This is a genomic window from Aquirufa echingensis (assembly GCF_042714525.1).
Lineage (GTDB): Bacteria > Bacteroidota > Bacteroidia > Cytophagales > Spirosomataceae > Aquirufa > Aquirufa echingensis.
This window is the reverse complement of sequence record NZ_JBBKYA010000001.1, coordinates 484,000-510,455: the sequence shown is the minus strand read 5'-3', so window position 1 is coordinate 510,455 and position 26,456 is coordinate 484,000. Positions and strand designations below refer to the sequence as shown.

At 42.4% G+C, this 26,456-nt stretch carries 20 protein-coding genes; 13 read left to right on the top strand and 7 right to left on the bottom strand.

The window, feature by feature from the left end; translation table 11 throughout:
- Entirely contained in the window at positions 1–1,470 is a 1,470-nt protein-coding gene (gene crtD / locus SKC38_RS02255; RefSeq protein ID WP_377974712.1) for a 1-hydroxycarotenoid 3,4-desaturase CrtD, read from the top strand.
- 23 nt (positions 1,471–1,493) lie between these two features.
- On the top strand, positions 1,494–1,967 hold the full coding sequence (locus SKC38_RS02250) for a DUF4293 domain-containing protein (protein WP_377974711.1): 474 nt from the start codon (positions 1,494–1,496) through the stop codon (positions 1,965–1,967).
- Positions 1,968–1,970: 3 nt separating this feature from the next.
- On the opposite strand, the gene SKC38_RS02245 is transcribed toward SKC38_RS02250, so the two are convergent.
- The gene (locus SKC38_RS02245; RefSeq protein WP_377974709.1) at positions 1,971–2,939 is read right to left on the bottom strand and encodes a KpsF/GutQ family sugar-phosphate isomerase; all 969 of its coding nucleotides are present in this window, start codon (positions 2,937–2,939) and stop codon (positions 1,971–1,973) included.
- Between the two features lie 77 nt (positions 2,940–3,016).
- Here SKC38_RS02245 and SKC38_RS02240 point away from each other — a divergent pair, with 77 nt between their 5' ends.
- The 9 genes from SKC38_RS02240 to ribD all read left to right on the top strand — a co-directional run bounded on the left by SKC38_RS02240 (position 3,017) and on the right by ribD (position 15,412).
- Positions 3,017–5,332: a RecQ family ATP-dependent DNA helicase gene (locus SKC38_RS02240; protein ID WP_377974708.1), complete on the top strand. Its 2,316-nt coding sequence runs from the start codon at positions 3,017–3,019 to the stop codon at positions 5,330–5,332.
- Between the two features lie 8 nt (positions 5,333–5,340).
- A complete protein-coding gene (gene purD / locus SKC38_RS02235; RefSeq protein WP_377974706.1) occupies positions 5,341–6,627 on the top strand; it encodes a phosphoribosylamine--glycine ligase in 1,287 nt (428 codons plus the stop codon).
- Between the two features lie 21 nt (positions 6,628–6,648).
- Complete coding sequence (locus SKC38_RS02230) at positions 6,649–8,160, top strand: PSP1 domain-containing protein (RefSeq protein WP_377974704.1); 1,512 nt, start codon at positions 6,649–6,651, stop codon at positions 8,158–8,160.
- A gap of 3 nt (positions 8,161–8,163) precedes the next feature.
- Positions 8,164–8,652, top strand: coding sequence for a gliding motility lipoprotein GldH (gldH, locus tag SKC38_RS02225; RefSeq protein ID WP_377974702.1), 489 nt, complete (start codon positions 8,164–8,166; stop codon positions 8,650–8,652).
- Positions 8,609–9,121, top strand: coding sequence for an Lrp/AsnC family transcriptional regulator (locus tag SKC38_RS02220; protein WP_377974701.1), 513 nt, complete (start codon positions 8,609–8,611; stop codon positions 9,119–9,121). The genes gldH and SKC38_RS02220 overlap by 44 nt, the downstream gene beginning before the upstream one ends.
- 72 nt (positions 9,122–9,193) lie before the next feature.
- Positions 9,194–10,276 (top strand): efflux RND transporter periplasmic adaptor subunit, encoded by a 1,083-nt coding sequence (locus SKC38_RS02215; protein ID WP_377974699.1) that lies wholly within the window; start codon positions 9,194–9,196, stop codon positions 10,274–10,276.
- A 6-nt stretch (positions 10,277–10,282) separates the two neighbouring features.
- Positions 10,283–11,302, top strand: a complete 1,020-nt coding sequence (locus SKC38_RS02210) for a glycosyltransferase family 9 protein (protein WP_377974698.1) — start codon at positions 10,283–10,285, stop codon at positions 11,300–11,302.
- A 14-nt stretch (positions 11,303–11,316) separates the two neighbouring features.
- Positions 11,317–14,391 (top strand): efflux RND transporter permease subunit, encoded by a 3,075-nt coding sequence (locus tag SKC38_RS02205; RefSeq protein ID WP_377974696.1) that lies wholly within the window; start codon positions 11,317–11,319, stop codon positions 14,389–14,391.
- Complete coding sequence (gene ribD / locus SKC38_RS02200; RefSeq protein ID WP_377974695.1) at positions 14,381–15,412, top strand: bifunctional diaminohydroxyphosphoribosylaminopyrimidine deaminase/5-amino-6-(5-phosphoribosylamino)uracil reductase RibD; 1,032 nt, start codon at positions 14,381–14,383, stop codon at positions 15,410–15,412. Before SKC38_RS02205 ends, ribD begins: the two co-directional genes overlap by 11 nt.
- On the opposite strand, the gene SKC38_RS02195 is transcribed toward ribD, so the two are convergent.
- Positions 15,389–16,708, bottom strand: a complete 1,320-nt coding sequence (locus tag SKC38_RS02195; RefSeq protein WP_377974693.1) for an Nramp family divalent metal transporter — start codon at positions 16,706–16,708, stop codon at positions 15,389–15,391. The genes ribD and SKC38_RS02195 overlap by 24 nt on opposite strands.
- A 119-nt stretch (positions 16,709–16,827) precedes the next feature.
- On the opposite strand from SKC38_RS02195, the gene SKC38_RS02190 reads away from it, so the two are divergent.
- Positions 16,828–17,490, top strand: coding sequence for a metal-dependent transcriptional regulator (locus tag SKC38_RS02190; RefSeq protein ID WP_377974691.1), 663 nt, complete (start codon positions 16,828–16,830; stop codon positions 17,488–17,490).
- Here the strand turns inward: SKC38_RS02190 and SKC38_RS02185 are convergent.
- The 4 genes from SKC38_RS02185 to SKC38_RS02170 form a co-directional block, all read right to left on the bottom strand.
- Entirely contained in the window at positions 17,482–20,418 is a 2,937-nt protein-coding gene (locus SKC38_RS02185; protein ID WP_377974689.1) for a DEAD/DEAH box helicase, read from the bottom strand. The genes SKC38_RS02190 and SKC38_RS02185 overlap by 9 nt on opposite strands.
- 97 nt (positions 20,419–20,515) lie before the next feature.
- Complete coding sequence (gene prmA / locus SKC38_RS02180; protein WP_377974688.1) at positions 20,516–21,343, bottom strand: 50S ribosomal protein L11 methyltransferase; 828 nt, start codon at positions 21,341–21,343, stop codon at positions 20,516–20,518.
- Positions 21,344–21,356: 13 nt separating this feature from the next.
- Complete coding sequence (locus tag SKC38_RS02175) at positions 21,357–22,307, bottom strand: MlaD family protein (RefSeq protein WP_377974686.1); 951 nt, start codon at positions 22,305–22,307, stop codon at positions 21,357–21,359.
- Between the two features lie 7 nt (positions 22,308–22,314).
- Entirely contained in the window at positions 22,315–23,115 is an 801-nt protein-coding gene (locus SKC38_RS02170) for an N-acetylmuramoyl-L-alanine amidase family protein (RefSeq protein ID WP_377974684.1), read from the bottom strand.
- Positions 23,116–23,203: 88 nt separating this feature from the next.
- Here SKC38_RS02170 and SKC38_RS02165 point away from each other — a divergent pair, with 88 nt between their 5' ends.
- Entirely contained in the window at positions 23,204–25,921 is a 2,718-nt protein-coding gene (locus SKC38_RS02165; RefSeq protein ID WP_377974683.1) for a putative LPS assembly protein LptD, read from the top strand.
- Here SKC38_RS02165 and msrA read toward each other — a convergent pair.
- Entirely contained in the window at positions 25,918–26,445 is a 528-nt protein-coding gene (gene msrA, locus SKC38_RS02160) for a peptide-methionine (S)-S-oxide reductase MsrA (RefSeq protein WP_377974868.1), read from the bottom strand. The two genes, SKC38_RS02165 and msrA, sit on opposite strands and share 4 nt — an antisense overlap.
- Between the last annotated feature and the right edge of the window lie 11 nt (positions 26,446–26,456).

Genomic DNA, 26,456 nt, shown 5'->3' with positions numbered 1-26,456 from the left:
ATGTCAACAGTTGGAATTGTCGGATCAGGTATTGGCGGAATTGCATTTGCGATTCGAATGCAATTAATGGGGCATGCGGTTACTGTTTTTGAGGCAAATGAAGAAGCGGGTGGGAAATTAGGCCAACTGCAATTAGCAGGATATCGTTTTGACACAGGACCATCCTTGTTTACGATGCCCCAATTGGTGGATGAATTATTTGAATTGGCCGGTAAAAACCCACGCGATTACTTGAATTATCAGCGATTGCCTGAAATCTGCAGCTATTTTTGGGAGGACCAAACCCGCCTAAAAACGGTAGAAGACGCCTCAGAAACGGCAAAATTGATGGCAGAAGCGCTTCAGGAAGATGCAACAAATATTAGCCAATATCTTAAAGACGCAGGAACCAAATACAACATCATTAGCGATTTATTCCTCGATGATTCCTTACATAAACTGAGCACTTGGACAAGTAAAAAAGCGATGCTCGGCTATGCAAATTTGCATCAATTAGGCCTCTTCCAAACCATGCATCAAGCGCATAAAAAGCGCTTCAAAAACCCTAAAACGGTTCAATTATTTGATCGCTATGCGACTTATAATGGTTCCGATCCCTACCAAACACCTGCTACGCTGTCCATTATTCCACACTTAGAATACAACTTAGGGGCCTATTTCCCCAAAGGAGGGATGATCGAAATCCCTCGGTCACTCGTTCGTTTAGCTAAAGATTTAGGGGTACAATTCCACTTGAATGAAGCCGTTGAAAAAATTAGAACGACAGGCAACATAGCCAATGGAATTGTAACAAAAAAAGGGTCCTATGATTTTGATTTCGTAGCCAGTAACGCAGATATTAGACCTAGCTACAAAAAACTATTGCCCGAAACACTTCGTCCCGGCAAATTACTAAATCAGCCTAAATCGAGCTCAGGTGTCATCTTTTATTGGGGGGTAAACCGCATTTTCGAGGAACTCGGCGTGCATAACATCTTTTTCTCCAAAGACTACCAAGCTGAATTTGAGGCTATATTCAAACAAGCTACTTTGTTTGAGGACCCAACGGTCTATGTGCACATATCTAGTAAGGTAGCTCCCGAAGATGCTCCGGCAGGGGGTGAAAATTGGTTTGTGTTAATCAATGCCCCGGCAGATTCGGGTCAGGACTGGGATGCGCTTGTACAGCGGTGTCGCCAACAAGTCATCGATAAAATCAATCGGACACTCGGCATAAATCTAGAAGACTACCTTGTCGCGGAAGACTATTTAGACCCGCGCCGCATTGAATCGCGGACTTCATCCGCTGGTGGAGCCCTATATGGAAATGCATCTAACAATAAATTTGCAGCCTTTTTGCGCCATCCGAATTACCGGTCCGCCATCAAAAACATGTATTGGATAGGCGGCAGCGTTCATCCGGGAGGTGGAATTCCTCTCTGTTTGAGTTCAGCCAAAATTGCGGCCAAGCTTTTTCAAGAAAATGTTTAATTTCGTGTGAAAATTTAATAATCATGATTCAAAGACCACAAACAATCTTCTTAAGCCTCGTTTTAGTTGCCAATTGCCTTGTCTCACTAGGTTGGAGCATTTGGGCGAAAGTAGGGCAAGCCGGCCAAAGAGCCGAATTATTTTTCAATGAATGGACGCTGACGGATGCCGGGAAAACGACATCAACAAGCGCAATGGCCATTGTACTTTTATTGACTTTATCGACCATCATCACTTTAATTACCATCTTCTCATTCAAGAATCGCATCCGCCAAATGTTATTGGGGCTGATCAATTCGCTTTTATTGGCTGGCGCGATGGGCTATTCGTTTTGGGTGATTTTCAAAGAGGCGATGCCGAGCTTTGAACCGGAAGCACAAGGAAAATATGGCTATGGATTCTATGCAATGGTGGTGGCGTTATTGGCCAACATGATCGCAAATCGATTGATTCGTAAAGATGAAATGCTCGTGCAGTCCTCGAACCGCATGCGCTAAAATTTAGACGATACCCTCTTTTAACAGGTCGTGGAGATGAACAAATCCCACGGCCTTTTTATTTTCCGTTACGACCAATTGGGTAATATTCATCGATTGCATAATGGCCAACGCCTCGGTAGCAAACGCATCCGCTTCAATGGTTTTGGGCGTACGATTCATCATATCGGCCAATTGGATTTCAGACCAATTCGATTGTTTTTCCAACATCCGGCGAACGTCGCCATCGGTAATTATACCAACAAGTTGATTATTTTCTCCTACAATGGCTGTCGCGCCTAAACGCTTCGAGCTAATTTCGTGGATTGCCTCTTGAATACTCGAATTTGGCGTAATGACAGGAAATTCGTGCTGAGGGTAAATATCACTAACCTTCAAATACATCCGTTTTCCTAAAGCGCCACCCGGATGGTATTTAGCAAAATCTTGCGCCGTAAACCCTTTACACTCAAGCAAGCAAACGGCTAGGGCATCTCCTAAAGCAAGTGCGACCGTCGTGGAAGTTGTAGGAGCTAGATTCATTAAATCAGCCTCTTGCTCCGCCAATGCATGCAAGATAAAATCCGCTTGTTGGCCTAAATAAGACTGTTTATTCGATACCATCGCAATCAAAGAAACGCCCGTACGCTTAATCAGCGGAACTAAAACCTTAATCTCAGGCGTATCACCAGATTTGGAAATACAGATCACCGAATCCCCATCTTGAATCATACCCAAATCTCCATGAATTGCATCCGCAGCGTGCATAAACAAGGCAGGGGTTCCCGTCGAATTCATGGTCGCCACAATCTTTTGCGCGATAATCGCTGACTTCCCGATTCCCGTAAAAACGATGCGACCTTTGCTAGCTAGCAAATGTTCAACACAGGCTTCGAATTCGGAATCGATTGCATCGCTTACACGAAGAATTGCCTCAGCTTCTTGGCTTAAAACTTTTTTTGCTGTGCTTTGGATATTTTTGCTTAATTTCAATGTTACTAAGATTTTGGGAGACCAAAGATAACCAAATCTTAAGTAAATACTGAAACACTTACGCCACGATAAAAATTATGCCGACTTCCATTTCTAGTGATGTATTGAAGGAACAGCTCAAAAAGACCTTTGGCTTTAGCCAGTTCAGAGGTGAGCAAGAAGCAATCATTCGAAATACGATTGATGGGCATAATAGTTTCGTTTTAATGCCTACTGGGGCCGGCAAATCGCTTTGTTATCAATTACCTGCGATTGTGATGCCTGGTACGGCCATTGTTATTTCCCCGTTAATTGCGTTAATGAAGAATCAAGTTGACCAAATGCTTGCTTTTGGTATCAATGCGCAGTTTTTGAATTCATCATTAAGTCGGGCGGAAATTAATCGTGTAAAAGCCGAGGTCATTAGCGGCAGTGTTAAATTACTTTACATAGCACCCGAATCGCTGAATAAACAAGAAAATCTCAATTTCTTGCAGCAAGCAAATATATCGTTCGTGGCCATCGATGAAGCGCATTGTATCTCGGAATGGGGACATGATTTCCGACCAGAATACCGGAAGATTCGTAACATCATCGAATCGATCGACGCGAAATTGCCCATCATTGCGTTAACGGCCACAGCTACACCAAAAGTGCAGCAGGATATTCAAAAGACATTAAACCTTGAGGACGCGACCGTGTTCAAATCTTCCTTTAATCGGAAGAACTTGTATTATGAGATACGTTCGAAAAAAGATATTGACAAGCAATTAATCCGCTATATCAAAAGCCATACAGGCAAAGCGGGCATCATCTATTGCTTGAGCAGAAAACGCGTGGAAGAGGTTTCGGAATTACTCGGAGTCAACGGAATTAAAGCGCTTCCTTACCACGCAGGACTAGATCCACAAGTTCGTATGTCGAACCAAGAAGCCTTTTTGAATGAGGAGGTTGAGGTGATGGTTGCGACGATTGCTTTTGGAATGGGTATCGATAAACCTGATGTTCGTTTTGTTATTCACTACGATGCTCCCAAATCCTTGGAAGGTTATTACCAAGAAACGGGTCGTGCCGGCCGGGATGGTTTGGACGGAACTTGCATTTTGTTTTATACCTACGATGACATTTTAAAATTAGATAAGTTCAATAAGGACAAAGCTGTTTCTGAGAAAGAAAATGCCAAAATTCTATTGAGCGAAATGGTGTATTATGCCAATTTGGGCGTTTGCCGGAGAAAACAACTCTTGAGTTATTTCGGAGAACACATGGCTGAAAATTGTGGTTTCTGCGATAACTGCATGCATCCTACACCTACCTACAAGGCCGAACAAGAAGTTTCTTGGGTGCTAGAAGCGGTCAAGCAAACAGGAGAAAAATTCGATGCAGAACACATTGCGGATGTATTAGAAGGGAAAACCAACCAATATACCCAAAGTTATGAGCATGAAAATTTGCCGATTTTTGGCGTGGGAAAAACAGTTTCATGGGCGATTCCCGACGAAGATGAAGATGAAGACGAAGATGATGAGGATGTAGACGGAGAAGAGCAAGCACCGAGAAAGCAGAAGCTTCGTAAAAAGAAAAAAGAAGTCAACCCGGAAGACGAAAAGTCCCCATGGATTTCGTTCATCAAGCAGGTCCTCATTTACGATTTATTGACCAAAGACATCGAAAACTACGGTGTTTTGCATTTAACGGAAAAAGGGGAAGCGTATTTAATAGATTCACATCCGTTGACTTTCTCGCGTGATCATGATTACGAACAAGAGGCTATCACGGCAGAAAACGATGAAGAAAACGCAGCGATCGGAGCGAAAGCCTACGACGATGCCCTATTTGAAATCTTAAAAAATCTACGCAAAAAGGTAGCCAAAGAGAAAAACTTACCGCCTTATGTGATTTTCCAAGATCCATCGTTGGAAGAAATGGCAACAACCTACCCCACTACGCAAGAAGAAATGGCGCAGATCAATGGCGTCGGGATGGGTAAAGTAGTCAAATTCGGGAAGCAATTCTTGGATACAATCATTCGTTATGTAGAGGAGAATGAGATCGAGACTGCTAAAGAAGTGGTTGTTAAATCAACGGTCAACAAATCTAAAATCAAGATTTACATCATCCAGCAAGTGGATCGTAAAATTGATTTGGATTTAATAGCGGAACAGAAAGAATTATCAATGGCCGAGTTAATCGAGGAGATTGAAACCATCTGTTATTCGGGAACGAAATTGAATTTAGATTACTTCATCAACCAAGTAATCGAACCAGATAAGCAAGAGGAAATCTACGATTATTTTATGTCGGCGGATACCGACAACATTACACAAGCGTTAGACGAGTGTAACATTGAGGATGTGAGTGAAGAGGAATTGCGTTTAATGCGTATTAAGTTTTTGAGTGAATTAGCCAATTAATAAAACAGATGAATGTATTAATTATCGGGTCTGGGGGTCGTGAACATGCTTTTGCATGGAAGATATCTCAAAGCCCATTACTAAGTAGTTTATTTATTGCGCCAGGCAATCCTGGAACAGCGCGTTTAGGTACCAATTTAGCCATCGGAGTAGCGGATTTAGCCGGCATTGCGCAAGCAATTCGGGAACATCAAATCGAATTAGTTATTGTTGGGCCAGAAGAACCTTTGGTAAAAGGCGTCCGGGATTACATCGAGTCGCAAGAGGATTTGAAGCACGTGGGCATTGTAGGCCCGGGAGCTGAAGGAGCACAATTAGAAGGAAGCAAAGACTTTTCAAAAAATTTCATGCACCGTCATGGTGTGCCAACGGCCGCTTCGCAGACTTTCACAAAAGAAAGTATTGACGCGGGTTTGGCCTATTTAGATACCCAATCCTTACCGATTGTCTTGAAGGCAGATGGTTTGGCAGCAGGTAAAGGCGTGATTATCGCATTAACACTCGAGGAAGCTAAAACAGCTTTGCGTGAAATGTTGTTGGATTCCAAATTTGGAGCGGCGTCGGACAAAGTAGTCATTGAGCAATTTTTACGTGGAATTGAATTATCTGTATTTGTATTAACGGATGGAGAAAACTATGTTGTATTGCCCGAAGCTAAAGACTATAAGCGTATTGGCGATAATGACGAAGGATTAAATACGGGTGGAATGGGAGCCGTTTCTCCGGTACCATTTGCCACAGCGTCATTCATGGAGTATGTGGATAACCGTGTGATTAAACCAACATTAGCTGGTTTGAAAGCGGATGGAATCAAGTATCAAGGCTTTATCTTCATTGGTTTGATGAATCACGAAGGAGAACCTTATGTGATTGAATACAATGCCCGGATGGGAGATCCAGAAACGGAAGTAGTTTTACCTAGAATCGAATCAGATTTCTTATCTTTGCTTCTTGCGGCTGCTAAAGGCACATTGGACAAAGAAAAAATTGAAATCTCTGAGCAATATGCTGTTACAACCATGGTTGTCGCAGGAGGATACCCGGAAGATTACCGAAAGGGGGATATCATCACGGGATTAGACCAAGTAACTGACGCACACATATTCCAAGCAGGAACGCGTGAAGAAGAAGGTCAACTCCTTACAAGTGGCGGTCGGGTGATCGCCCTAACAGGAACTTCGAATACCCTGGAAAAAGCAATTCAAAAGTCCCAAAAGGCTGCGCTTGCTATCCAGTTCGAAGGTAAAAATTTTAGAAGAGATATTGGCTTAGACGTCCTCCGGTATAAAGGATAGTTAGCTAATCAAGCATATATTATGGCATGTAAATCGTGTTCAACGGGTTCTTGTGGATCCAAAGGCGTATCGGGCGAAGTCGCAGGCTGCCAAAGCAACGGAGGTTGTGGCTCAGGTGGCTGCAATAAAATGAATGTCTTTGATTGGCTTTCCGACTTAGACGTGCCTCAGTTTCAACGTTTCCATGTCGTAGAGGTTAAGTTCAAAGGGGGGCGCAAGGAATATTTCCGCAATGCAAACAAACTTGAACTACATACTGGTGATGCTGTGATGATTGAATCTAGCACCGGCATTCATCTAGGAGTCGTTTCCCTTCAGGGCGAATTAGTACGCTTACAATTATTGAAAAAGAGCATTAAGGACGATGATAATTTAAAATCTATCGTTCGAATTGCCACGGATAAGGATCTCGAGAAACACGAACAAATGATTGCGCGCGATATGCCTACGATGTATCGCGGCCGACAAATCATCGGGGATTTAAAATTGAACATGAAATTGTCTGACGTGGAATTTCAGTCGGATGGTACAAAAGCCGTATTTTATTATTCCTCAGACGATCGTGTCGATTTCCGTGAATTGATCAAACTCTTGGCAACGGAGTTCAAGGTACGTGTGGAAATGAAACAAATTTCCTTGCGTCAAGAGGCCGGAAGATTAGGGGGTATTGGGGTATGTGGACGCGAATTATGTTGTTCTACCTGGTTAACCGACTTCAAAAACGTCACGACATCAGCAGCTCGCTACCAAAATTTATCGTTGAATCCTGTCAAATTAAGTGGCCAATGTGGTCGTTTAAAGTGCTGCTTGAACTATGAATTAGAGACCTACATGGATGCATTAAAAGGCATTCCTACGATTGAAGGTCGCTTAAAAACGAAGAAAGGCGATGCTATTCTTCAAAAGACCGACATTTTCAAGCGCATGATGTGGTTTGGCATTGTAGGAGAAGAAGCGATTTGGATTCCGGTGAGTTGCGACCGTGTCGCAGAAATCATTGAATTGAATAAGCAGGGAATTATTCCTGAATCCTTCTCAGATTTAAATCCAGATGCTCCAATAGCAGAAAAACCATCGCTTTCAGAATTGAATTCTGATTTGGAGCGCATGGATAAGAAATACGGCGGAAAGAAACCTGCAAACAAAGCAGGAAATAACCGAGGTGGCCGTGACCGTTTTGAAAACAGAGGACCGCGTGAAAACCGTGGACCAAGACCTGAAGGACGTGATAATCCACGCGGACCACGTCCAGATAATCGCGGACCGAAACCAGCGGGCCAAAGTAAAGAGGGCGAGGCAAACCGCGGACCTAGACCGGCTAGCCAAGGAAAAGAAGGCGAAACGAATCGTGGCCCAAGACCACAACAAGAGCGTAAACCTAGACCTGAACAAGGGCCGAAGTCGGAAAGTACAGCACCCGTAGCTGACGGCGAAAACGTTACACCGAAGCCATTTAAGAAGAAGTTTAAGAAGAAATTCAAACCACGCCCACCGCGTGAAGGAGGCTCTTCTGAGGGACCAGCAGCACAATAAGCCATGTATTACAAGCGCATTATTCTTTTCATGATGGCTTTGTTCGCGTTTGCTTGCCAAAACGACACTTTGGTCGATCAAACCGTTTCCTTATCGGAACAAGGTTGGTTGCAAAAAAACAAGATCTTGATTGATTTTCAGGTGACTGACACAAGCAAATCCTATGATGTACGCGTAGCATTACGCCAATCAAACGAATACCCTTACTATAACCTCTATTTTGTTCCCAAAATCATCAATGCAGATGGTTTTGTTATCAAGCGCGCCTTTGCCGAAGCATTTTTCTACGATGCAAAGACAGGAAAACCGAAAGGCAGTGGTTTGGGTGATATGTACAGTCATCAATACACCTTATTCAAAGGATTGAAATTCACACGGCCCGGAAAATACGCAGTAAGCTTAGAGCAATACATGCGAACTGATACACTTAAAGGCATTATTTCCGCAGGTGCATCCATCATTGAAACCCCAACAAGCGATGGCCAAAATTGATGATATTGATAAGCAAATTTTAGCTTTTTTACATGAGGATGCCTTCATGTCGAATAAAGAAATGGCTTCCCGATTGGGCATGAGTGCAACGCCGGTACATGAGCGAATCAAGCGCATGGAGAAAGAGGGCGTAATCACAGGCTATAAAGCAACCATCAATCCGAATAAATTAGGCAAATCCCTTACTGTATTTTGTGACATATCGCTGAAGGAACATGCAGCGGAATATTTGAATCAATTTGAAACGGATGTCATGTCACTTGTGGAAGTTCAAGAATGTTATTGCGTTTCCGGACACAGTGATTTTCTCTTAAAAATCGTTGTTTCCGATATGGATGAATATCGAAATTTTATCCTCCATAAATTAGCCAGCATTAAAAACATTGGAAATGCGCAAAGTCACTTTGTGATGAATCAAATCCAGAACGAACAAATTTTACCTTGGTTAACCAATAAAACAGCCCAATAAACCTACAATTTAGGACAGCTAAATTGTGAAAAATATGTAATTTGAACTCCTTCTAAACCGAATTTAAAACCCATGAATAAAGTTACCAAAACAATCGTCTCGCTTGCATCCATTGCTTTGATCCTTGGACTCGCATTTTACCCGAAACTCAAACAGAATCCTGAAGAGGATGCCAAAAAAGAAAAAGGCGGCCCGGGCGGAAAAGGTGGCGGAAAAACCGCTGTGGTTGTATCTGTGGTGAAATCGACTCGATTAGACGACATGGTGAATTCGACCGGGAGTATTTTGGCAAATGAGGAAGTAGAAATTCGCTCTGAAATTGCCGGCCGCATCATTTTATTGAATATTAAAGAAGGGGATGTTGTTCAAAAAGGTACTGTGCTTTTCCGCATCAATGATGATGATTTGCAAGCTCGCTTACGCAAATTAGGCTTCAATAAGAAACTTGCAGAGGACAATGAAGCGCGTCAAAAAATCTTATTGCAAAGAGAGGCAATCTCCCAAAGGGAATACGACATTGCAGTTAATACAGTCAATACAATTGAAGCAGATATCGAAGATTTGAAAGCCCAAATCATCAAGACAACGGTAAAAGCACCATTTTCGGGAACAGTTGGTTTCCGCTATGTCAGTTTAGGAAGTTACATCTCCCCTACGACAAAAATCGCGACCTTAACCAATACAAACCCGGCGAAAATAGAATTCTCAATCCCTGCGAAATACGCGACAGCTATCCGCAAAGGAAGCATAGTCGAATTCCAAACGGAAAATGAAGACAAAACATTTATTGGGAAAGTATATGCGATCGACCCGAAAATCGACCCATTAACAAGAACCCTTCAAATCCGTGCATTAGCTGCAAATCCAGGCAACCAACTGGTTCCCGGTGCTTTTGCTAAAATCAACTTGATTTTAAAAACAAAAGGCAGCGCAATTCTTATCCCTACAGAAGCGATTATTCCTGAGGCATCTGGAAATAAAGTTTTCATCGTGAAGCAGGGTAAATCAGTTCCTGTGAAAGTGAAATTGGGAAATCGTGGAGAGAAAAATGTCGAAATTCTCTCAGGACTTTCAATAGGCGACACGCTTATTACCAATGGGGTTATTCAAGTAAAACCCGATGGCGAAGTTGAAATCAAAGAAGTGGTAGACTAAAGGAAAATGGCGTCCATCTACATGAGTCGGTCTTTATGGGAATACAAATTCCGAAAACTAAGCTATTGGTTTTCGGCTTGCATCTCCTATATCCAACTCTATGTAAGCATGCGTATCGGAAGCATTTCAAAACCGGTCGTTGGCATTTTATTGGCTGAGCATTTGGGTGATATTGTTGCCGCAGAACCGATTATTGCTGCTTTGCGAAATAAACATCCGAATGCCCGCATCGTTTGGATCGTCAAAGATTTGTACAAGGGGCTTTTGGAAAATCATCCTTACATTGACCAAGTGATCATAGAAAATTCTGTGTTAGCCAGCACTTGGCTAAGCAAGCTTTCGCCATTCACGCATTTTTACAATTTGCACATGAATGAATTACGCTTTGATCCCTATTTCAAGCGTTCACTTTTCAATGATCAGGCAGAAAAAATCGGATTAAACAAGTATAATTATTACAAACGTGGTAATCTACTGAAGGGTATTTTCGACTTATGTGATATCCCCTACCTTGAATCAAAACAGCCAAAACTGTATTTAGGAGAACAAAAAGCTTTGGATTTACCCGCGAAATATTGGGTGATTCATCGGAAATCCAATGGTGCCGACCGCGAGTGGCAGGATCAACATTGGATTGCCTTAATCACCCAGGCGATTGAAAATTATAACATTTCAATCATTGAAGTGGGGGCATCCGATGGCTTAGCCTTCAATCATCCGAAATTCATTTCGATGGTTGGCAAAACAAGTGTTGTCGAGATGGCGAACATCATCTCGACAACACTTTTTTTTATCGGCATCGATTCCGGCCCAGCACATATTGCAAATGCATTTGAAATCCCGGGCTTAATATTGCTTGGCGAATTTAAAAACTTTAAAAACCACATGCCTTATTCGGGAGCATACGAGCAAGGCCGAGCAAGCATTTATCATTACCCAAATGGTTCATCAGCGGAAATTCCGCTAGATATCGTTTGGCAACAACTCATTAAAACAATACCAATTCCTTCTACGCAATTGGCCTAAAACCTATTAAACCTATGGCATCTTTATCCGACATCAGCATTAAACGACCAGTACTTTCCATCGTCATGTCCGTGACGATTATCGTATTTGGGTTAATTGGCTATTCCTACCTGGGAATCCGCGAATATCCTTCCGTTGACCCACCTGTCGTAACTGTTCAAACGAGTTATACCGGTGCGAACGCAGACATCATCGAATCCCAAATTACGGAGCCTTTGGAAGAATCCATCAACGGTATTGCCGGGATTAAAACGCTTTCGAGCTCGAGTCGGGATGGTCGCTCAAACATCACCGTAGAATTTGACTTAGCTGTCAATATTGAAGATGCAGCCAATGACGTACGTGACCGCGTTTCACGTTCCATGGCCTTATTGCCTAAAGATGTGGATCCTCCCGTAGTTTCCAAGGCAGATGCAGATTCGAATCCGATTTACAACTTAAATATCTATTCGAGTAGACGTGATTTATTGAGCTTAAATGAGATTGCTACACGTAATGTCAAAGAAAAGCTTCAAACCATTCCAGGCGTAAGTTCGGTACAAATGTGGGGCGAAAAGAAATACGCAATGCGTTTGCACATAGACCCTGAGCGTTTGGCATCTTTCCGCTTAACAGCACCTGATATTGTTAGTGCGTTAACGAAGCAAAACATCGAATTACCATCCGGGAGTATCGAAGGGAACAATACCGAATTAACGGTTCGGACGCAAGGTCGTATGACTTCGGTGGAGGACTTTAATAACTTGATTATCCGCGAAGAAGGGGACCGTTCAGTTAAATTCTCGGATGTAGGGAATGCAGAACTTGCGCCTGAGAATGAAAAGACATTCTTTAAACGCGACATGGTTCCTATGATTTCCATCGCGGTCATTCCGCAGCCGGGGTCCAACCAGATCGAAATCGTTGACCAAGTTCATGAAAAACTAAAACAGATTCAAGCAACGATTCCGAGCGACGTAATTTTGAAAGAAGGTTTTGATAACACAAAATATGTCCGTAAATCTATTGAAGAAGTAGAGGAAACCATTCTAACAGCGATTTTACTGGTAACGATTGTCATCTTCTTATTCCTACGCGATTGGCGTTCGACCATCATTCCATTGACAGCCATTCCGGTTTCCTTGATTGGTGTGTTCTTCTTTATGTATCTGGCAGGATTCTCGATAAACGTATTAACCTTGCTCGGAATTGTACTCTCCATCGGTCTTGTGGTTGATGATGCGATTGTGGTATTAGAAAACATTTATACGAAAATTGAGGAGGGCTTAACGCCTTGGGAAGCTGCCTTAGAAGGTTCGAAAGAAATCTATTTTGCTGTAATTTCAACAACAGTTACGTTAGCCGCAGTATTCTTACCGGTAATTTTCTTACAAGGGATCACAGGACAATTATTCCGGGAATTTGGTATTGTGGTTGCCGGTTCTGTGATCATTTCCGCATTCGTTTCGTTAACCTTAACGCCGATGCTCAGCTCCAAATTATTAAAAGGAGGCCATAGCAAACCATGGTTCTACAATGTAACAGAGCCCTTTTTCGTTTGGATGACCGCAGCCTACGAAAACTCGTTAAACGCATTTTTGCGCGTTCGTTGGGTTGCTTGGGTTGTCATGATCGGATTAATCGGTGTGATTTATACCCTGTTCAAAACAGGTGCTATTCCATCTGAATTAGCGCCGTTAGAAGATAGAGGCCAAATGCGTATTAGCGCTACGGCGCCTGAAGGAGCTACGTTTGATTATATGTTGAACTTCACGGATGAGATTACCCAATTCATCATGAAAGAAATTCCGGAAAAAGAACGCAGTGCGATTTATACCATTACGTCCCCTGGATTTGGTAATGCCGGTTCGAATTCGGGTATGATTCGTGTGTTATTGAGCGACTCGAATGCGCGCAGAAGCCAACAAGCCATCGTCGATGCACTACAACCGAAGGTTAAAAAATTCCCAGGTGCGAAGTCGATTGTGATTCAGGAACCAACTTTACAGACGGGCCAAAGAGGTGGTGGAGGTTTGCCGGTGGCATTCGTAGTTCAGGGACCCAACTTTGAGAAGTTGAAGAAAATGATGCCGCAATTCATGGCGAAGGTTCGCGACTCCCCTAAATTCGAAGTTTCGGATATTAACTTAAAATTCACGAAGCCGGAATTACGTTTAGAAATTGACCGCGCGAAAGCCCAAAACTTGGGTGTATCCATTCAAGACGTGGCTCAAACGTTGCAATTGGGACTTTCCGGACGACGCTTTGGCTATTTCATCATGGATGGAAAACAATACCAGGTGATTGGACAAATTAACCGATCTCTTCGAAACGATGTGAATGACTTGAAATCGCTTTATGTTAAAAATAACCGCGGTGATTTGATTCAGTTAGATAACATGGTTAAGATCACGGAACAAAGTACGCCGCCGCAATTATTCCGCTTCAACCGCTATTCTGCAGCGACTGTAACAGCCCAAATGGCAAAGGGAGTAACGTTAGGAGAAGCATTGGATGAAATGGATAAATTGGCCAAAGAGACATTTGACGAATCCTTCTCAACAGCCTATGACGGACAAAGTAAGCAATTTAAAGAATCAAGTTCCTCTTTATTGTTTGCGTTTGCCCTTGCGATTTTATTGATCTACTTGATCCTTTCGGCGCAGTTCGAAAGCTTCATCGATCCATTTATTATCTTATTTACGGTACCATTAGCGGTAGCGGGAGCCTTGTTATCATTATGGGATTTTAGTCAAACGCTGAATATTTTCTCCCAAATTGGAATCATTGTATTGATTGGTTTGGTAACCAAAAATGGTATCCTGATTGTGGAATTTGCCAACCAAAAGAAAGATACCGGTTTAACTAAATTAGATGCCGTAAAAAGTGCAGCTACGGCACGTTTCAGACCTATTATCATGACTTCTTTGTGTACGATATTAGGTATTTTACCGATTGCCTTGGCATTAGGTTCAGGATCAACGAGTCGCGTTTCCATGGGTATCGCCGTAGTAGGTGGGATGTTGTTCTCAACAACCTTAACCCTTTATGTCATTCCTGCGATTTATAGTTATATGTCGCGCAATGTAAAAACGACACATGTTGACTGATGAAATTTGGATGCAACGAGCCCTCGACTTAGCCCAGCTAGGTGGAGGGTTTGTTGTTCCTAATCCTTGGGTAGGCTGTGTTGTCGTGCGCGATAACGTATTACTAGGAGAAGGGTTTCATGCTCAATATGGTGGTCCGCATGCCGAAGTAAACGCATTCAGGGATATCAAAGACGCGCGCGGTGCAACTGCTTATGTTAGCTTGGAACCTTGTAGCCATACGGGCAAAACACCTCCATGTGCCGACTTACTAATTAAGCATCAAGTATCCCGCGTAGTCATTTGTAATTTAGACCCCAATCCACTTGTTGGTGGACAAGGTGTCACTAAGCTTGAAGCCGCAGGAATCGAAGTACATGTAGGCGTATTAGCAGAAAAGGGCGAATTGATTAATCGTCGGTTTTTCTATTTTCATCGAAATCGCAGACCTTACATTACAGTCAAGTATGCGACTTCTGCTGACCAATTTATCGCACATCCGAATGGGGATGCTCACCTATTTTCAAACCCTATCAGCCAACAGCTCGTTCATCGTTTACGCGCAGAACATCAAGCTATTTTGGTAGGAGTTAATACGGCTAATGCAGATAATCCAAGTCTTACTACACGTGTTTGGCCGGGTAATTCACCTATACGCTTCGTATTAGATCCGCAAGCGCGCATGGATGAGAGGCTTACTTTGTTGCAGGATGAATTCCCAACATACATTTTCACGCATGAAGTGAAAAAAACAGAGGGATATAAACGCTGGATCGCGCTTGGCTCAGAAAATTACTTGCAAAAATTCATGGGCTATTGCGAGGAGAAGGCAATCCAATCCATTTTAATCGAAGGGGGCACAAAGACCATTGAAGCATTTATTCAGGAAATCGATGTGCAAGAAATCATTCAAATCGAATCAACAGAAGTTCTAGGCTCCGGCATTTCAGCACCGAATATCGAATTAACGGATGCAAGAACCTATCAACTAGGGAGTGATAACCACTGGAAAGTTCAACTAGGCGAAGAAAATTTGGCCTAGTAAATAGCAGTTCAGCGAGAGAATAATCGCAGAAACAACCCAAGCCAACCAGGTCATCCAAACAGGATTCACAAATTTCCCCATCCGATTAGCGTCACTCGTAAACCATACCAAAGGAATTACGGCAAAGCTTAATTGCATGGATAAGACGACCTGCGAAAGAATCAACAATTCATTGATGTGAGATTCACCCCAAATCCATGTGACAAAAAAAGCGGGTACGATGGCGATGAGTCGGGTAATTAACCGTCTCAACCAAGGCTTCATTTTCAAATCGATAAAACCTTCCATCACGATTTGACCAGCTAAAGTTCCGGTCACAGTCGCATTTTGACCAGAGGCTAATAAGGCTACCGCAAATAAGATACTCGCCCATTTTGTACCCATGACAGGGTCCAATAATAAGAAGGCATCTTGAATATCAGCAACATCTTGTCGGCCATTCCAATGAAACGCTGCAGCTGCCAAAATCAGAATACTCGCATTAATGAAAAAGGCAAAGCTTAACGAAATCGTAGAATCCCACGTGGCATATTTAATCGCTTTTTTGCGGTCAACGTCATTCTGTTCAAAAGCTCTTGTCTGTACAATACTCGAATGCAAATAGAGGTTATGCGGCATCACCGTTGCACCTAAAATACCAATCGCCACATACAATTGATGCTCATCCATGACGATGCTCGATTGCGGAATTAATCCGCTTAAAACATGGGAAACGGCTGGCTGAGCCACCCAAATTTCGTATCCAAAACAAAGCGTAATCACGGCCAATAAAGCCATGACGATAGATTCTAAAACACGAAAACCGCGATTCTGGAAATAGAGAATTAAAAACACATCGAGAATGGTAATGAGAATACCGGCCAAGATAGGTATGCCAAACAGCAAATGTAAGGCCAGTGCGGAGCCGATGACCTCAGCTAAATCGCAGGCTGCAATCGCTAATTCACAAACAATCCAAAGGAAATAAACGACAGGTTTGGAAAATGAATCCCCACAAGCCTGGGCTAAATCGCGACCGGTTGCTACACCTAATTTCAAAGCCAAATGCTGCAAAAGAATGGCAAATAAACTCGAAACAAGAATAACAGACAAAAGGGTGTAGCCGAACTGAGCGCCACCTGCTAAATCGGTTGCCCAATTCCCAGGATCCATATATCCCACAGCTACCATAAAACCAGGCCCAATGAATGCGCGCAAATTTTTCCAGAATCCTCCTCCTTTCGGAATGGGTATGGAAGCAAAAACCTCACTAAGTGAGTTTTCTTGATGTGATTTGCGCCAAGGGTTGGACATATTTCGATTTTAACATCCAAATATACAAGAATTATGATGATTCAAAAATATTTTTTAGTTAGGCCTAAAAAATAAACTAATCAAATAAATGCTTATTTTTGAGCTCTAAATTTCGCTAAATGTCCACCTCCTTTGCAGAAGAGAATTATTTGAAAATTATCTATCGCCTTTCTGAAGGTCACGATGAGGATATTTCAACCAATGCTGTAGCAGAACTAACGCAGACAAAAGCGGCTTCCGTAACCGATATGCTACGTAAACTCGCTGAAAAAGGCTGGGTACATTATCAAAAATACCAGGGCGTGCGTTTAAGTCCCGCTGGCGAAAAGATTGCTTTAGGAATTGTTCGCAAACACCGACTTTGGGAGGTATTCCTTGTAGAAAAAATGGGCTTCAACTGGGATGAAGTGCATGAAATTGCAGAACAATTAGAGCATATCGAATCCGATTCATTGATTGAAAAATTAGATGCATTTCTAGAATTCCCTAAAACCGATCCGCATGGTGATCCGATCCCAACAAAAAATGGGGTAATGCCAGAATTAGGCTATTTACATCTCTCCGACATCAAAGCAGATAAGCGTTGCGTTTTGATGGGTGTAGCTAAAGATTCCGCCGTATTTCTCCAATTATTAACAAAAATGCAACTGAGTTTAGGTGCAGCATTACATGTACAAGAGGTGAATGCGTTTGACCGTTCGATTTCGGTATCGATAGATAATGCTCCCGCTGTCTTCATTAGCCACGAAGTAGCGAAGAACATCTTGGTCAAATTAGCTTAATAAATCCAGGACTTCGTCCTCACTTAAATTACGTAGGATACTTTCATCGGAAGTAACCAACTCATTCGCTAAGTCCAATTTGCGCTGTTGCAGGGATAAGATTTTCTCCTCAACTGTCTCTTTCGAGATAAATTTATAGGTAAATACAGTCTTCTTTTGACCAATTCGGTGTGCGCGGTCAATAGCTTGCGCCTCCGCTGCAGGATTCCACCAAGGGTCTAATAAAAAGACATAATCGGCAGCAGTCAAGTTCAATCCAACGCCACCAGCTTTTAAGGAAATCAAGAAGACCGATTGTCCATCATCTTTTTGGAAACTCTCCACCTGACCTTTTCTGTCCGATGTACTTCCATCCAAATATGCATAATCAATTCCTCGCTCATCCAACGCCTTACGAATCAATCCCAAATGCTGAACAAACTGGCTAAATATTAAGACTTTGTGGTGTTGTTCGAGAACGGTCTCTAACTTCTCTAAAACGGCTTCCATCTTACCCGATTCGCCTTCAAATCCATCCTCACACAAGGCTGGGTGATTGGCCAATTGGCGTAATTTCGTCAAGCCTTGTAACACAGAGAACCTTGATTTCTGTAAGCCTTCGTCTTTGATCTGTTTCAATAAAACATCACGGTAGAAGGACTTGGTTTTATCGTATAATCGCTCCTGTTCTTCCGACATCGTGCAATAAGTGATGGACTCCATTTTTTCAGGTAAATCCGCTGCCACTTGTCTTTTCTCACGACGCAATAAATAAGGCTTAATTAAAAAGTATAGACGCTTTTTCTGGTCACCATCCGCTTTCTTTTCAATTGGAACTTGGAAGTGATCCTTGAAATAGCGTTGTGTTCCCAACAAACCCGTATTCACAAAATTCATTTGTGACCACAAGTCCATCGTCGAATTTTCCAACGGCGTACCCGTCATCACTAAACGGAACTTCGCATTCAATTTTTGAACAGCCTTTGTGATATTCGCCAATGGATTTTTAATCGCTTGCGACTCATCCAAAATCACGTAACTAAAAGCCTGTTTCTCGAACCAATCTATGTCGGAACGAACCATTCCAAAGGAACACAAAATCAAATCCACTTTACCGATTTGTGCTTGCAATTTCTCCCTTTGAGGTCCACTGTAAACCAAAACACGCAATTGAGGCGTAAACTTTTTGGCCTCCATCTCCCAGTTATACAACAAGGAAGTTGGCATCACCAACAATGATGGCAAAGTCTCCCCTTGCTCTTTTAAACTCTGTAATAAGCAAAGTGTCTGAACCGTTTTACCAAGACCCATGTCATCGGCTAAACAAGCCCCTAAACCCGCTGCTTGACGCGTACGCATCCAACGGTATCCTTCTAATTGGTATGGACGTAAAGTTCCTTTAAAATTCTTCGGAACAGGAAACTCTTTTGTTTCGAGTTTGAGATCATTGAGTGTTTTAGTGCGTAAATTCGTTTTCACCAACTCTTGATTCTCCCATTCCTGAATCAACTGGAAATGCTGCCGACGTAAGAAAACGCCATCTTCACCCGGACGTGTCTCAGAGAAATAGAATAAATCTTGATAATCGTGGAACCAATTATCGGGTATAATCGCAATCGATCCATCAGGAAGATGGAACTCTTTCTTTTTCTGTAGAATTAATTGGCGAATCTTCAGGAATGGAATTTGGAAGGTACCAAACGAAATCACCGCCTGCACATCAAACCAATCCAATTTTTCACCAATACGAATCTTGATTTCAGGCTTTCCTAAGAAATACCTTGGCGCTGATCCATCCCCTTTAAACTGTACAGAGAATGCTCCCTGATCTAAATCTTGCTTATGTGCCGTTAGCCATTGAACCGCATCAGAACGCGAAATTGTTGCGCGGCCATCTGCCTCCATGGGTAATCCCATAGCCTTCAACGCTTGAAAAGCACGCTTTTCCTTGGTCAGCGAACGCATGATTTTTTGGAAAGCATAGCTGTCGCCCTTTTTCTCGAAAAGGACATTAGCCTCCGCCGAAAGCCCATCCCAAGGGAATCGGTTATTACCGTATTGAAAGGAAAGGACAAATTGCCAACGATCAGCGGCCTCTAACGCTTTTTTGGCTGAAACTTTTTCATCCTCATCTAACTTAGGGGTAATCGGGCCGTAAGACAATAAATACTGGCAATTTTTCTCGGTATTCGTGATTTCAAAACCTTTGGCATGTACGGGATATCGCGCAACCATGGCTTTGACAAATTTCCGGAAATAATCTTCTTCCATATTTCGTGGAATAACCACGAATTTTTTATTCAAAAAGGCGCGTAACTTCTTGCCTTCTAATTGCGGTTTGAAATGGTAAAGCTTCTGATTCAATAACATCCATGCCGGCTCATCACAGAGAATTAGCGCATCTTTGTACTGAAATTCGAGCTTATTACCCTTGTATTTTAGGGTTGGGAAGTAATGGGTATTTTCCTCATTTCGCATGAAATGAAAAAGCACTTCAACGGCTTCTGCTTGAATCTCTACTGTTTGACGCATCGGATTTCCGTCGTTCCCCATGATAAAAAGCGTCTTATCTGGGCAGATCAATTCAAAAATTTGTCCTCGCCGTTTTTCTACGACGGCATGAACGGCTTCCTGAATCTCCTTCTCCCCTTTTTCTGCATCAAAGGTTTTCAGGAAAAACTCCTCCATCGTTTTGCGCTTGGAAGTATTAAACTTCTCAAAAATCGCAGCGGGTTTCATCCCTTCGACCAATTTCACTGCAGACTCATCTCGTTCGTCTAAGCCATGGGCAAACTCATGAAAATTGCGTGTTGTTAATGTTTGATACTCCCAAGTTAATTGACCTTTGTCATTCAGTTGAACGACAAAAACCTCGAACAAATAACCGAGGCATTCGTGAGACAATAAGGAATAAACAACCTGAAAAGGTTTGTTTGGGGAGATCTTCATGTAGCTAATAAAAACTCGATTTCGCGAGTTCTATGAGTAAAACCTTCAAAAATAAGGTTTTTTCATGAATTACCACCAAAAAATGAAAAATAAACTATTAGGCCTTAATCAAGCGGATGCAAGCCCAATCGCGCAAATGCGTTTCAGTTTCAAAGGAAAGACCCAAGGGTGATGCCGCCGCTGTCAAAAAAGGAATATCAGCAGCATAGAATCCGCTCAACAACAAAACGCCTCCAAATTTTAAACGTAAAGCATATTCTGCCAACTCATCCAAGAGGATATTTCGATTGATATTCGCAATAACGACATCATAAACCGTCAAGGGCTCATCCCGTATCGTTCCTTCCTGAAATGTCGCCGACTCGCAATTATTCAACGCGGCATTCTCAATCGAGTTTTCTACGGACCAAGGGTCAATATCAAATCCATGTACACGTGAAGCTCCCAGTTTCAAGGCGATAAAAGCAAGGATTCCTGTTCCTGTTCCAACATCCAAAACCGATTTCCCTTCCAAAGAAATCTCAAACATCGCTTGAACCATCAAGGTCGTCGTTTCGTGATGTCCCGTCCCAAAAGACATTTTGGGATTAATAACAATATCCATCTCAACGCTCGGATCTGGCTCATGAAAGCTTGCTCGGATGTTTACTTTATCCGAAATGCGCATCGGGTCGTAATTGGTTTCCCAAACAGCATTCCAATTTTGCTTTTCGATTTCGGCCTCTGTGACATCTATCGAGCCTAAAAAACGATAACGTTCAATAATTTCATGTGCAGCAACAGCATCATATAAATCCATCGGACAATAGGCATTAATACCCGATTCTGTATCCTCGAAAATATCAAAACCAATTTCACCTAGCTCTGCCATTAAAATATCCGTGATCTCGACAGCCGCCGAAATTGTTAATTGCTTAGTCGCCATGCGATGGGTTTATTTATTGCGTTACCGCTTTCGAATCTTTTTTACCGAAAACGGAGAAATGAATGTAGCGCTTCGGCTGAGTCCGGAAGTCGATTAATAACATATCTAAATCCACCAAAGATTTATTCAAGCCATTATACAAAGAATCACTTGTCAGTAACTTACCAGCGCTGCCTTGTCCTTGTTCAAGCTTCGTCACAATCTTCTGAAGGGATTGAATTGCTTTTCCTGCTTCTTGTAAGGTTTGACCAATGCGAACGGCTTGCAAGGAGTCTGCGACCGTATTGAATTTCGTCAACAAAGGCTTCAATTGCTTTTCGGTTTCCGTTAAGCTTTGCGTCAAAGATTTCATATTCGCCGTTATCTGCTTTACGTTTGCCTTATTATCACTTACGAGCTCCGTTACGGAACCATTGATGTTGGTCACTGCGGAATTCGAATTCTTAATTAACTCGTTTAAATGTGTCCCCGTGTGCTCGAATTTAAGGCTAATCTTACGAAAGGAAACTAATAAGGAATCTGCGTTAGACAATACAGGAAGCGCGCGCTCTTTTAAAAGCGCAGAAAGTCCCTTCTCCGTTGTTCCTTGAATCACACTTTCCGTAGGTAAGGAACCCTTGCCCAACAATTCCAAACGCATAACTTTGCCACCCAACAGTGCGCCGTCAGACAAAACAACTAAGGTCTTATCAGGCAAAATCAAATCTTTGTTTATCCGCAAAGTCACTTTGATTTTATTCCCGTTTTCTGGCAAAAGCTCTACTTTTTTAACCTTTCCTACTTCGATTCCATTCAAAAGTACTTGGTTGGAAGGCGTTAGCCCGTCGACATTGTCGTAGGTTACATAATAGATTTTGGAGGATGAAAACACATCATTTCCTTTCAGGAAGTTAAACCCAAAATACAGGATTAGAAAGGCGATGAGCGCCAAAAAACCAACCTTTAATTCGTTGCTTTGAAACATAATGGGTTTATTTTTCGATTTCGTCTTTATACTTTTTGAATGCTGTTGTGATAGCATCAGCAACTTCTGCTTGGCCTTTTTCAGAATTCAAATATTCTTCTTCTGTCGGGTTTGTTAAGAATCCAGTCTCAACCAACACACTTGGCATCGCGGTACGCCAAATCACCAAAAAACCGGCCTGCTTCACACCAAAACTCTTGCGCTTAAACGTCTTAGAAAATTCATCTTCCACATGTGAGGCGAATTTAACCGAGTTAGCCATGAAGGCACTTTGGTAATTTGCCATCATAATGTGCGCGAGCGGCGAACTTGGATCAAAACCGTTATAGGATGTTTGATAGTCCTTCTCTTGCAAGATAACAGAGTTTTCTCGTTTTGCTACGTTCAAATTTCCATCGGTTTTGTGAAGACCCATGGTATAGGTTTCCGTACCATAAGCTGATTTATTTAGGGCTGCGTTACAATGAACAGAGATAAATAAATCCGCTTTATTGCGATTTGCAATATCAGCGCGTTCAAATAATTCAATAAATTCATCTGTCTCACGGGTATAAATAACCTTCATATCCGGATATTCCGCCTTCAAACGCTTGCCTAATTCTAAGATGATTTTCAGGGTAACTTTCCCTTCCCTAGCCCCTGCAGGCCCTAAACAACCGGGATCCTTTCCGCCATGTCCCGCATCGAGACAAACCGTTTTGATAAGATTCTTTTTAACCGCTTTTGTGGGCTCAACCGTTGGCACAGTTGCCGACATAATTGACAACGCAAGCCCAATAACAAAAATAACTCGGATGGATGAAAACATTATTTTTAGATTATTACACTTAGGTACCAAGCAATGATGTAATTTTGCAAATTCATTACAGAGGACAAATATAATTTTTAAATTCCATTTGATAAAGAAATCCACATATTACCTTTTGCTTTGCATCGGCCTGTTGTTCGTCATTCCGACGCTACACGCCCAGCGGGTAATCTTGGCGGATTCTACGCAAAAGAAGCTCGCTAAACCGGATAGTCTCTCACAACAACAAGACCTCCAGACAACCGTTTTCTATTCCGCAGTGGATTCTACGGTGTTAGATGCCGACAAGCAAGTCGTACATCTCTATGGAAATGCCAAAGTAAAATATGGCGAAATCAGCCTCGAATCCAGCTATATTCGCTTAGATTGGGATAAAAACGAAGTATATGCAATCGGGCAATACGATTCCACAGCGCATAAAATGGCAGGCTTGCCAGTATTTACACAAGGAGCCGACAAATACGATTCCGATGAAATCAGATATAATTTCAAGACGAAACGAGCGGCGATCAAGGGGATCGTTACCCAGCAAGGCGAAGGATTTGTCCAAGGAAAAACCGTCAAAAAAGATGAGGAAGACAATTTGTATATCAGGAATGCCATCTATACTACGTGTAATCTAAGTCATCCGCACTTTCACATCAAGGCCAGTAAAATCAAAGTAGTAGGCAAAAAGGAAATCATATCAGGTCCTTTTCATTTTGAATTAAATGATATTCCATTGCCCATTGGATTACCCTTTGGCTTTTTCCCATATTCGCAGCCGAAAGAAGCGGGTAAATCAGGAATTCTAATCCCAACTTATGGAGAAGAGCCAACGGGTCGGGGTTTTTATCTGCGCGAGGGAGGCTATTACTGGGCCGCAAGTGAACACATCGGGATACGTTTTACAGGACAAATTTATTCCAAAGGCGGATGGGGATTAGGCGCTAATTCACAATACAACAAGCGCTATCGCTATGCGGGTAGCTTCAATGTGGCCTTCAACCGAAATTCGAATGGGGATGAATTCAATCCGACGAAGCGAACCGATTTCGCTTTGCAATGGTCGCATACGCCACGCAGTTTGGGAAATTCAAGCTTTTCTGCCTCGGTCAATATCGCTTCTAATTCGTACAATCAGTACAATAACTTCAATACTCAGCAGTACCTTTCCAATACGATTGGATCTTCTGTTCAGTACACCAAAAACGTTGGCCAAATCTTTCGGAGCAGCATTAGTTTACGGATCAACCAGAATACAACCACACGTATCTTCGATGCCGGAACGGAGTTTAGTTTAGGTCTTAACCAATTTCAACCTTTCAAACGTAAATCGAGCGTAGGGGATAGATTCATGGATCAGTTCCGACTAGGACTTGATTTTTCAGGTGGAATATCCATGACGAATCAAATTGCAGATCCTTACACGCGTTATGAATTTGATGTTTATCCAAGAGAGACAAACAGCCAGCGCGGAATTATTCAAAAACCGTTTATCCCATCCAATGCAGACGACCTGCCTCCAGGTGTGGTAGCCGTCAATGCAAGTACAATTCCGATGCTTTGGGAAAAGGCGCAAACGAAATTCAATTACAGCTTACCTATTTCATTACCGAATATTAAGCTGAATCGATATATCAACATCACGCCGGGAATATCGTGGTCGGGGAATATGTACACCCGTTCCTACAAATACACCTACATGAAATCAGATTCTACGGTCCGCATTGATACCGTAGGCGGATTACCAAAATTCAATTCGCAAATCTCGTTTTCAGCGAGTATGAATACGCGTGTATTTGGGACAGCTCGTTTCAAAAAAGGACGACTAGAAGCATTACGCCACACCATGGTGCCGTCAATCAGTGTGAGTTACATGCCTGATTATTCAGATCCGGCCTACGGATATTTCCAAGATGTCCGCATCAATAACCGTAAGTTTATCAATGCAGAAGGCGTGGAACAAGTGGGTGATATTCGCCGGTTAAGCACTTTTGACCCTCGCATTTTGTCATATGGAGGTGCTTCGGGAGCGATAAGTTTTGGTATACAAAATACACTCGAGGCGAAGTTAAAAACCAAGTCGGATACTGCGACGAAGCAAAATGAAAAAATCAGTTTGATTGATAATTTTGGAATCAATGGAAGTTATAATTTACTAGCCAAAGAATACCCCTTATCAAACATTGGATTTAATGCAAATTCACGTGTGAAAGAGTTTGATATCAACATTGGAGGAAGTATTGACCCCTATTCCTACGTGAAGGATGCTGCTTTTTTTGATATGGGCCGACGAACTAACGAGTACATGTTCGGCAAAGGCGAAGGCCTAGGACGTTTGCAATCGTTTAACTTGTCGATTGGTCGGCGCTTTGCTCCTAGCACAGCGAAGAAACCAAAAACGAGTGAGATGGGATCAGATGCCCAGCTTAAACAAATCAACCGGAATATGGATGATTACGTCGACTGGAATGTGCCTTGGACATTCTCCTTCTCGTATCAATTTAGTTATAACCGGATGGGCTTGGCAGATCCACAGAAAATCAGTGGTCTAACCTTTCAGGGAGATGTGAGTATTAGTGAGAAATGGAAGTTCTCCGTGAGTTCAGGTTATGACTTTAAATACAGTGGCTTAACCTATACAAATATGTCGGTTCACCGCGACTTGCATTGTTGGGAAATGAACTTCAACTGGACACCTATTGCGAGTCCATTCTTTGGGAGAGCGAGTAACTACTCGTTTGATCTCCGTGTGAAATCTAGTTTATTGCAAGATTTGAAAATCTCACGTCGGAGAAGCTTCTACGATAAGGGCGGTTTTTAATTCAATTTATCCTTGAAAGCCTTGAGGAATTTATCCATTTTGGGCTTAATGACAATCTGGCAATAAGGCTCAGTCCCATTTTGATTGTAATAATCTTGGTGGTAATCTTCGGCGGGATAAAAGGCTGAAGCTTGCACGATTTGCGTCACGATCGGATTAGGGAAAACGTGTTTGGCGTTCAGGTTTGTTTTCCATTCTTCTGCCAAGCGTAATTGCTCATCTGTATGCGCAAAGATTGCGGAGCGATATTGCGTTCCCGTATCGGCACCTTGGCGGTTTAAAGTCGTAGGATCATGTGTCTGCCAAAAAACCTCTAACAAGGTTTGAAAAGAAATAACTTTCGGATCATAGGTGATTTGGCAAACCTCCGCGTGTCCCGTAAGACCTGAACAAACTTCGCGATAGGTAGGGTTTTTCAATTGGCCGCCCATGTAACCTGAGGTGACGGAGTGAACCCCTTTTAAACGCTGATATACAGCCTCTACACACCAAAAACAACCTGCACCGAACGTAATTGTATCCATTTTTATAGAAT

What these genes read in the sequence shown, in the direction of transcription:
- crtD (WP_377974712.1), top strand. Translation starts at nt 1, where the DNA reads ATGTCAACAGTTGGAATTGTCGGATCAGGTATTGGCGGAATTGCATTT.
- msrA (WP_377974868.1), bottom strand. Translation starts at nt 26,445, where the DNA reads ATGGATACAATTACGTTCGGTGCAGGTTGTTTTTGGTGTGTAGAGGCT.
- SKC38_RS02170 (WP_377974684.1), bottom strand. Translation starts at nt 23,115, where the DNA reads ATGTTTTCATCCATCCGAGTTATTTTTGTTATTGGGCTTGCGTTGTCA.
- prmA (WP_377974688.1), bottom strand. Translation starts at nt 21,343, where the DNA reads ATGGCGACTAAGCAATTAACAATTTCGGCGGCTGTCGAGATCACGGAT.
- SKC38_RS02230 (WP_377974704.1), top strand. Translation starts at nt 6,649, where the DNA reads ATGGCATGTAAATCGTGTTCAACGGGTTCTTGTGGATCCAAAGGCGTA.
- SKC38_RS02190 (WP_377974691.1), top strand. Translation starts at nt 16,828, where the DNA reads ATGTCCACCTCCTTTGCAGAAGAGAATTATTTGAAAATTATCTATCGC.
- SKC38_RS02240 (WP_377974708.1), top strand. Translation starts at nt 3,017, where the DNA reads ATGCCGACTTCCATTTCTAGTGATGTATTGAAGGAACAGCTCAAAAAG.
- SKC38_RS02210 (WP_377974698.1), top strand. Translation starts at nt 10,283, where the DNA reads ATGGCGTCCATCTACATGAGTCGGTCTTTATGGGAATACAAATTCCGA.
- SKC38_RS02195 (WP_377974693.1), bottom strand. Translation starts at nt 16,708, where the DNA reads ATGTCCAACCCTTGGCGCAAATCACATCAAGAAAACTCACTTAGTGAG.
- ribD (WP_377974695.1), top strand. Translation starts at nt 14,381, where the DNA reads ATGTTGACTGATGAAATTTGGATGCAACGAGCCCTCGACTTAGCCCAG.
- SKC38_RS02175 (WP_377974686.1), bottom strand. Translation starts at nt 22,307, where the DNA reads ATGTTTCAAAGCAACGAATTAAAGGTTGGTTTTTTGGCGCTCATCGCC.
- SKC38_RS02250 (WP_377974711.1), top strand. Translation starts at nt 1,494, where the DNA reads ATGATTCAAAGACCACAAACAATCTTCTTAAGCCTCGTTTTAGTTGCC.
- gldH (WP_377974702.1), top strand. Translation starts at nt 8,164, where the DNA reads ATGTATTACAAGCGCATTATTCTTTTCATGATGGCTTTGTTCGCGTTT.
- SKC38_RS02215 (WP_377974699.1), top strand. Translation starts at nt 9,194, where the DNA reads ATGAATAAAGTTACCAAAACAATCGTCTCGCTTGCATCCATTGCTTTG.
- SKC38_RS02205 (WP_377974696.1), top strand. Translation starts at nt 11,317, where the DNA reads ATGGCATCTTTATCCGACATCAGCATTAAACGACCAGTACTTTCCATC.
- SKC38_RS02185 (WP_377974689.1), bottom strand. Translation starts at nt 20,418, where the DNA reads ATGAAGATCTCCCCAAACAAACCTTTTCAGGTTGTTTATTCCTTATTG.
- purD (WP_377974706.1), top strand. Translation starts at nt 5,341, where the DNA reads ATGAATGTATTAATTATCGGGTCTGGGGGTCGTGAACATGCTTTTGCA.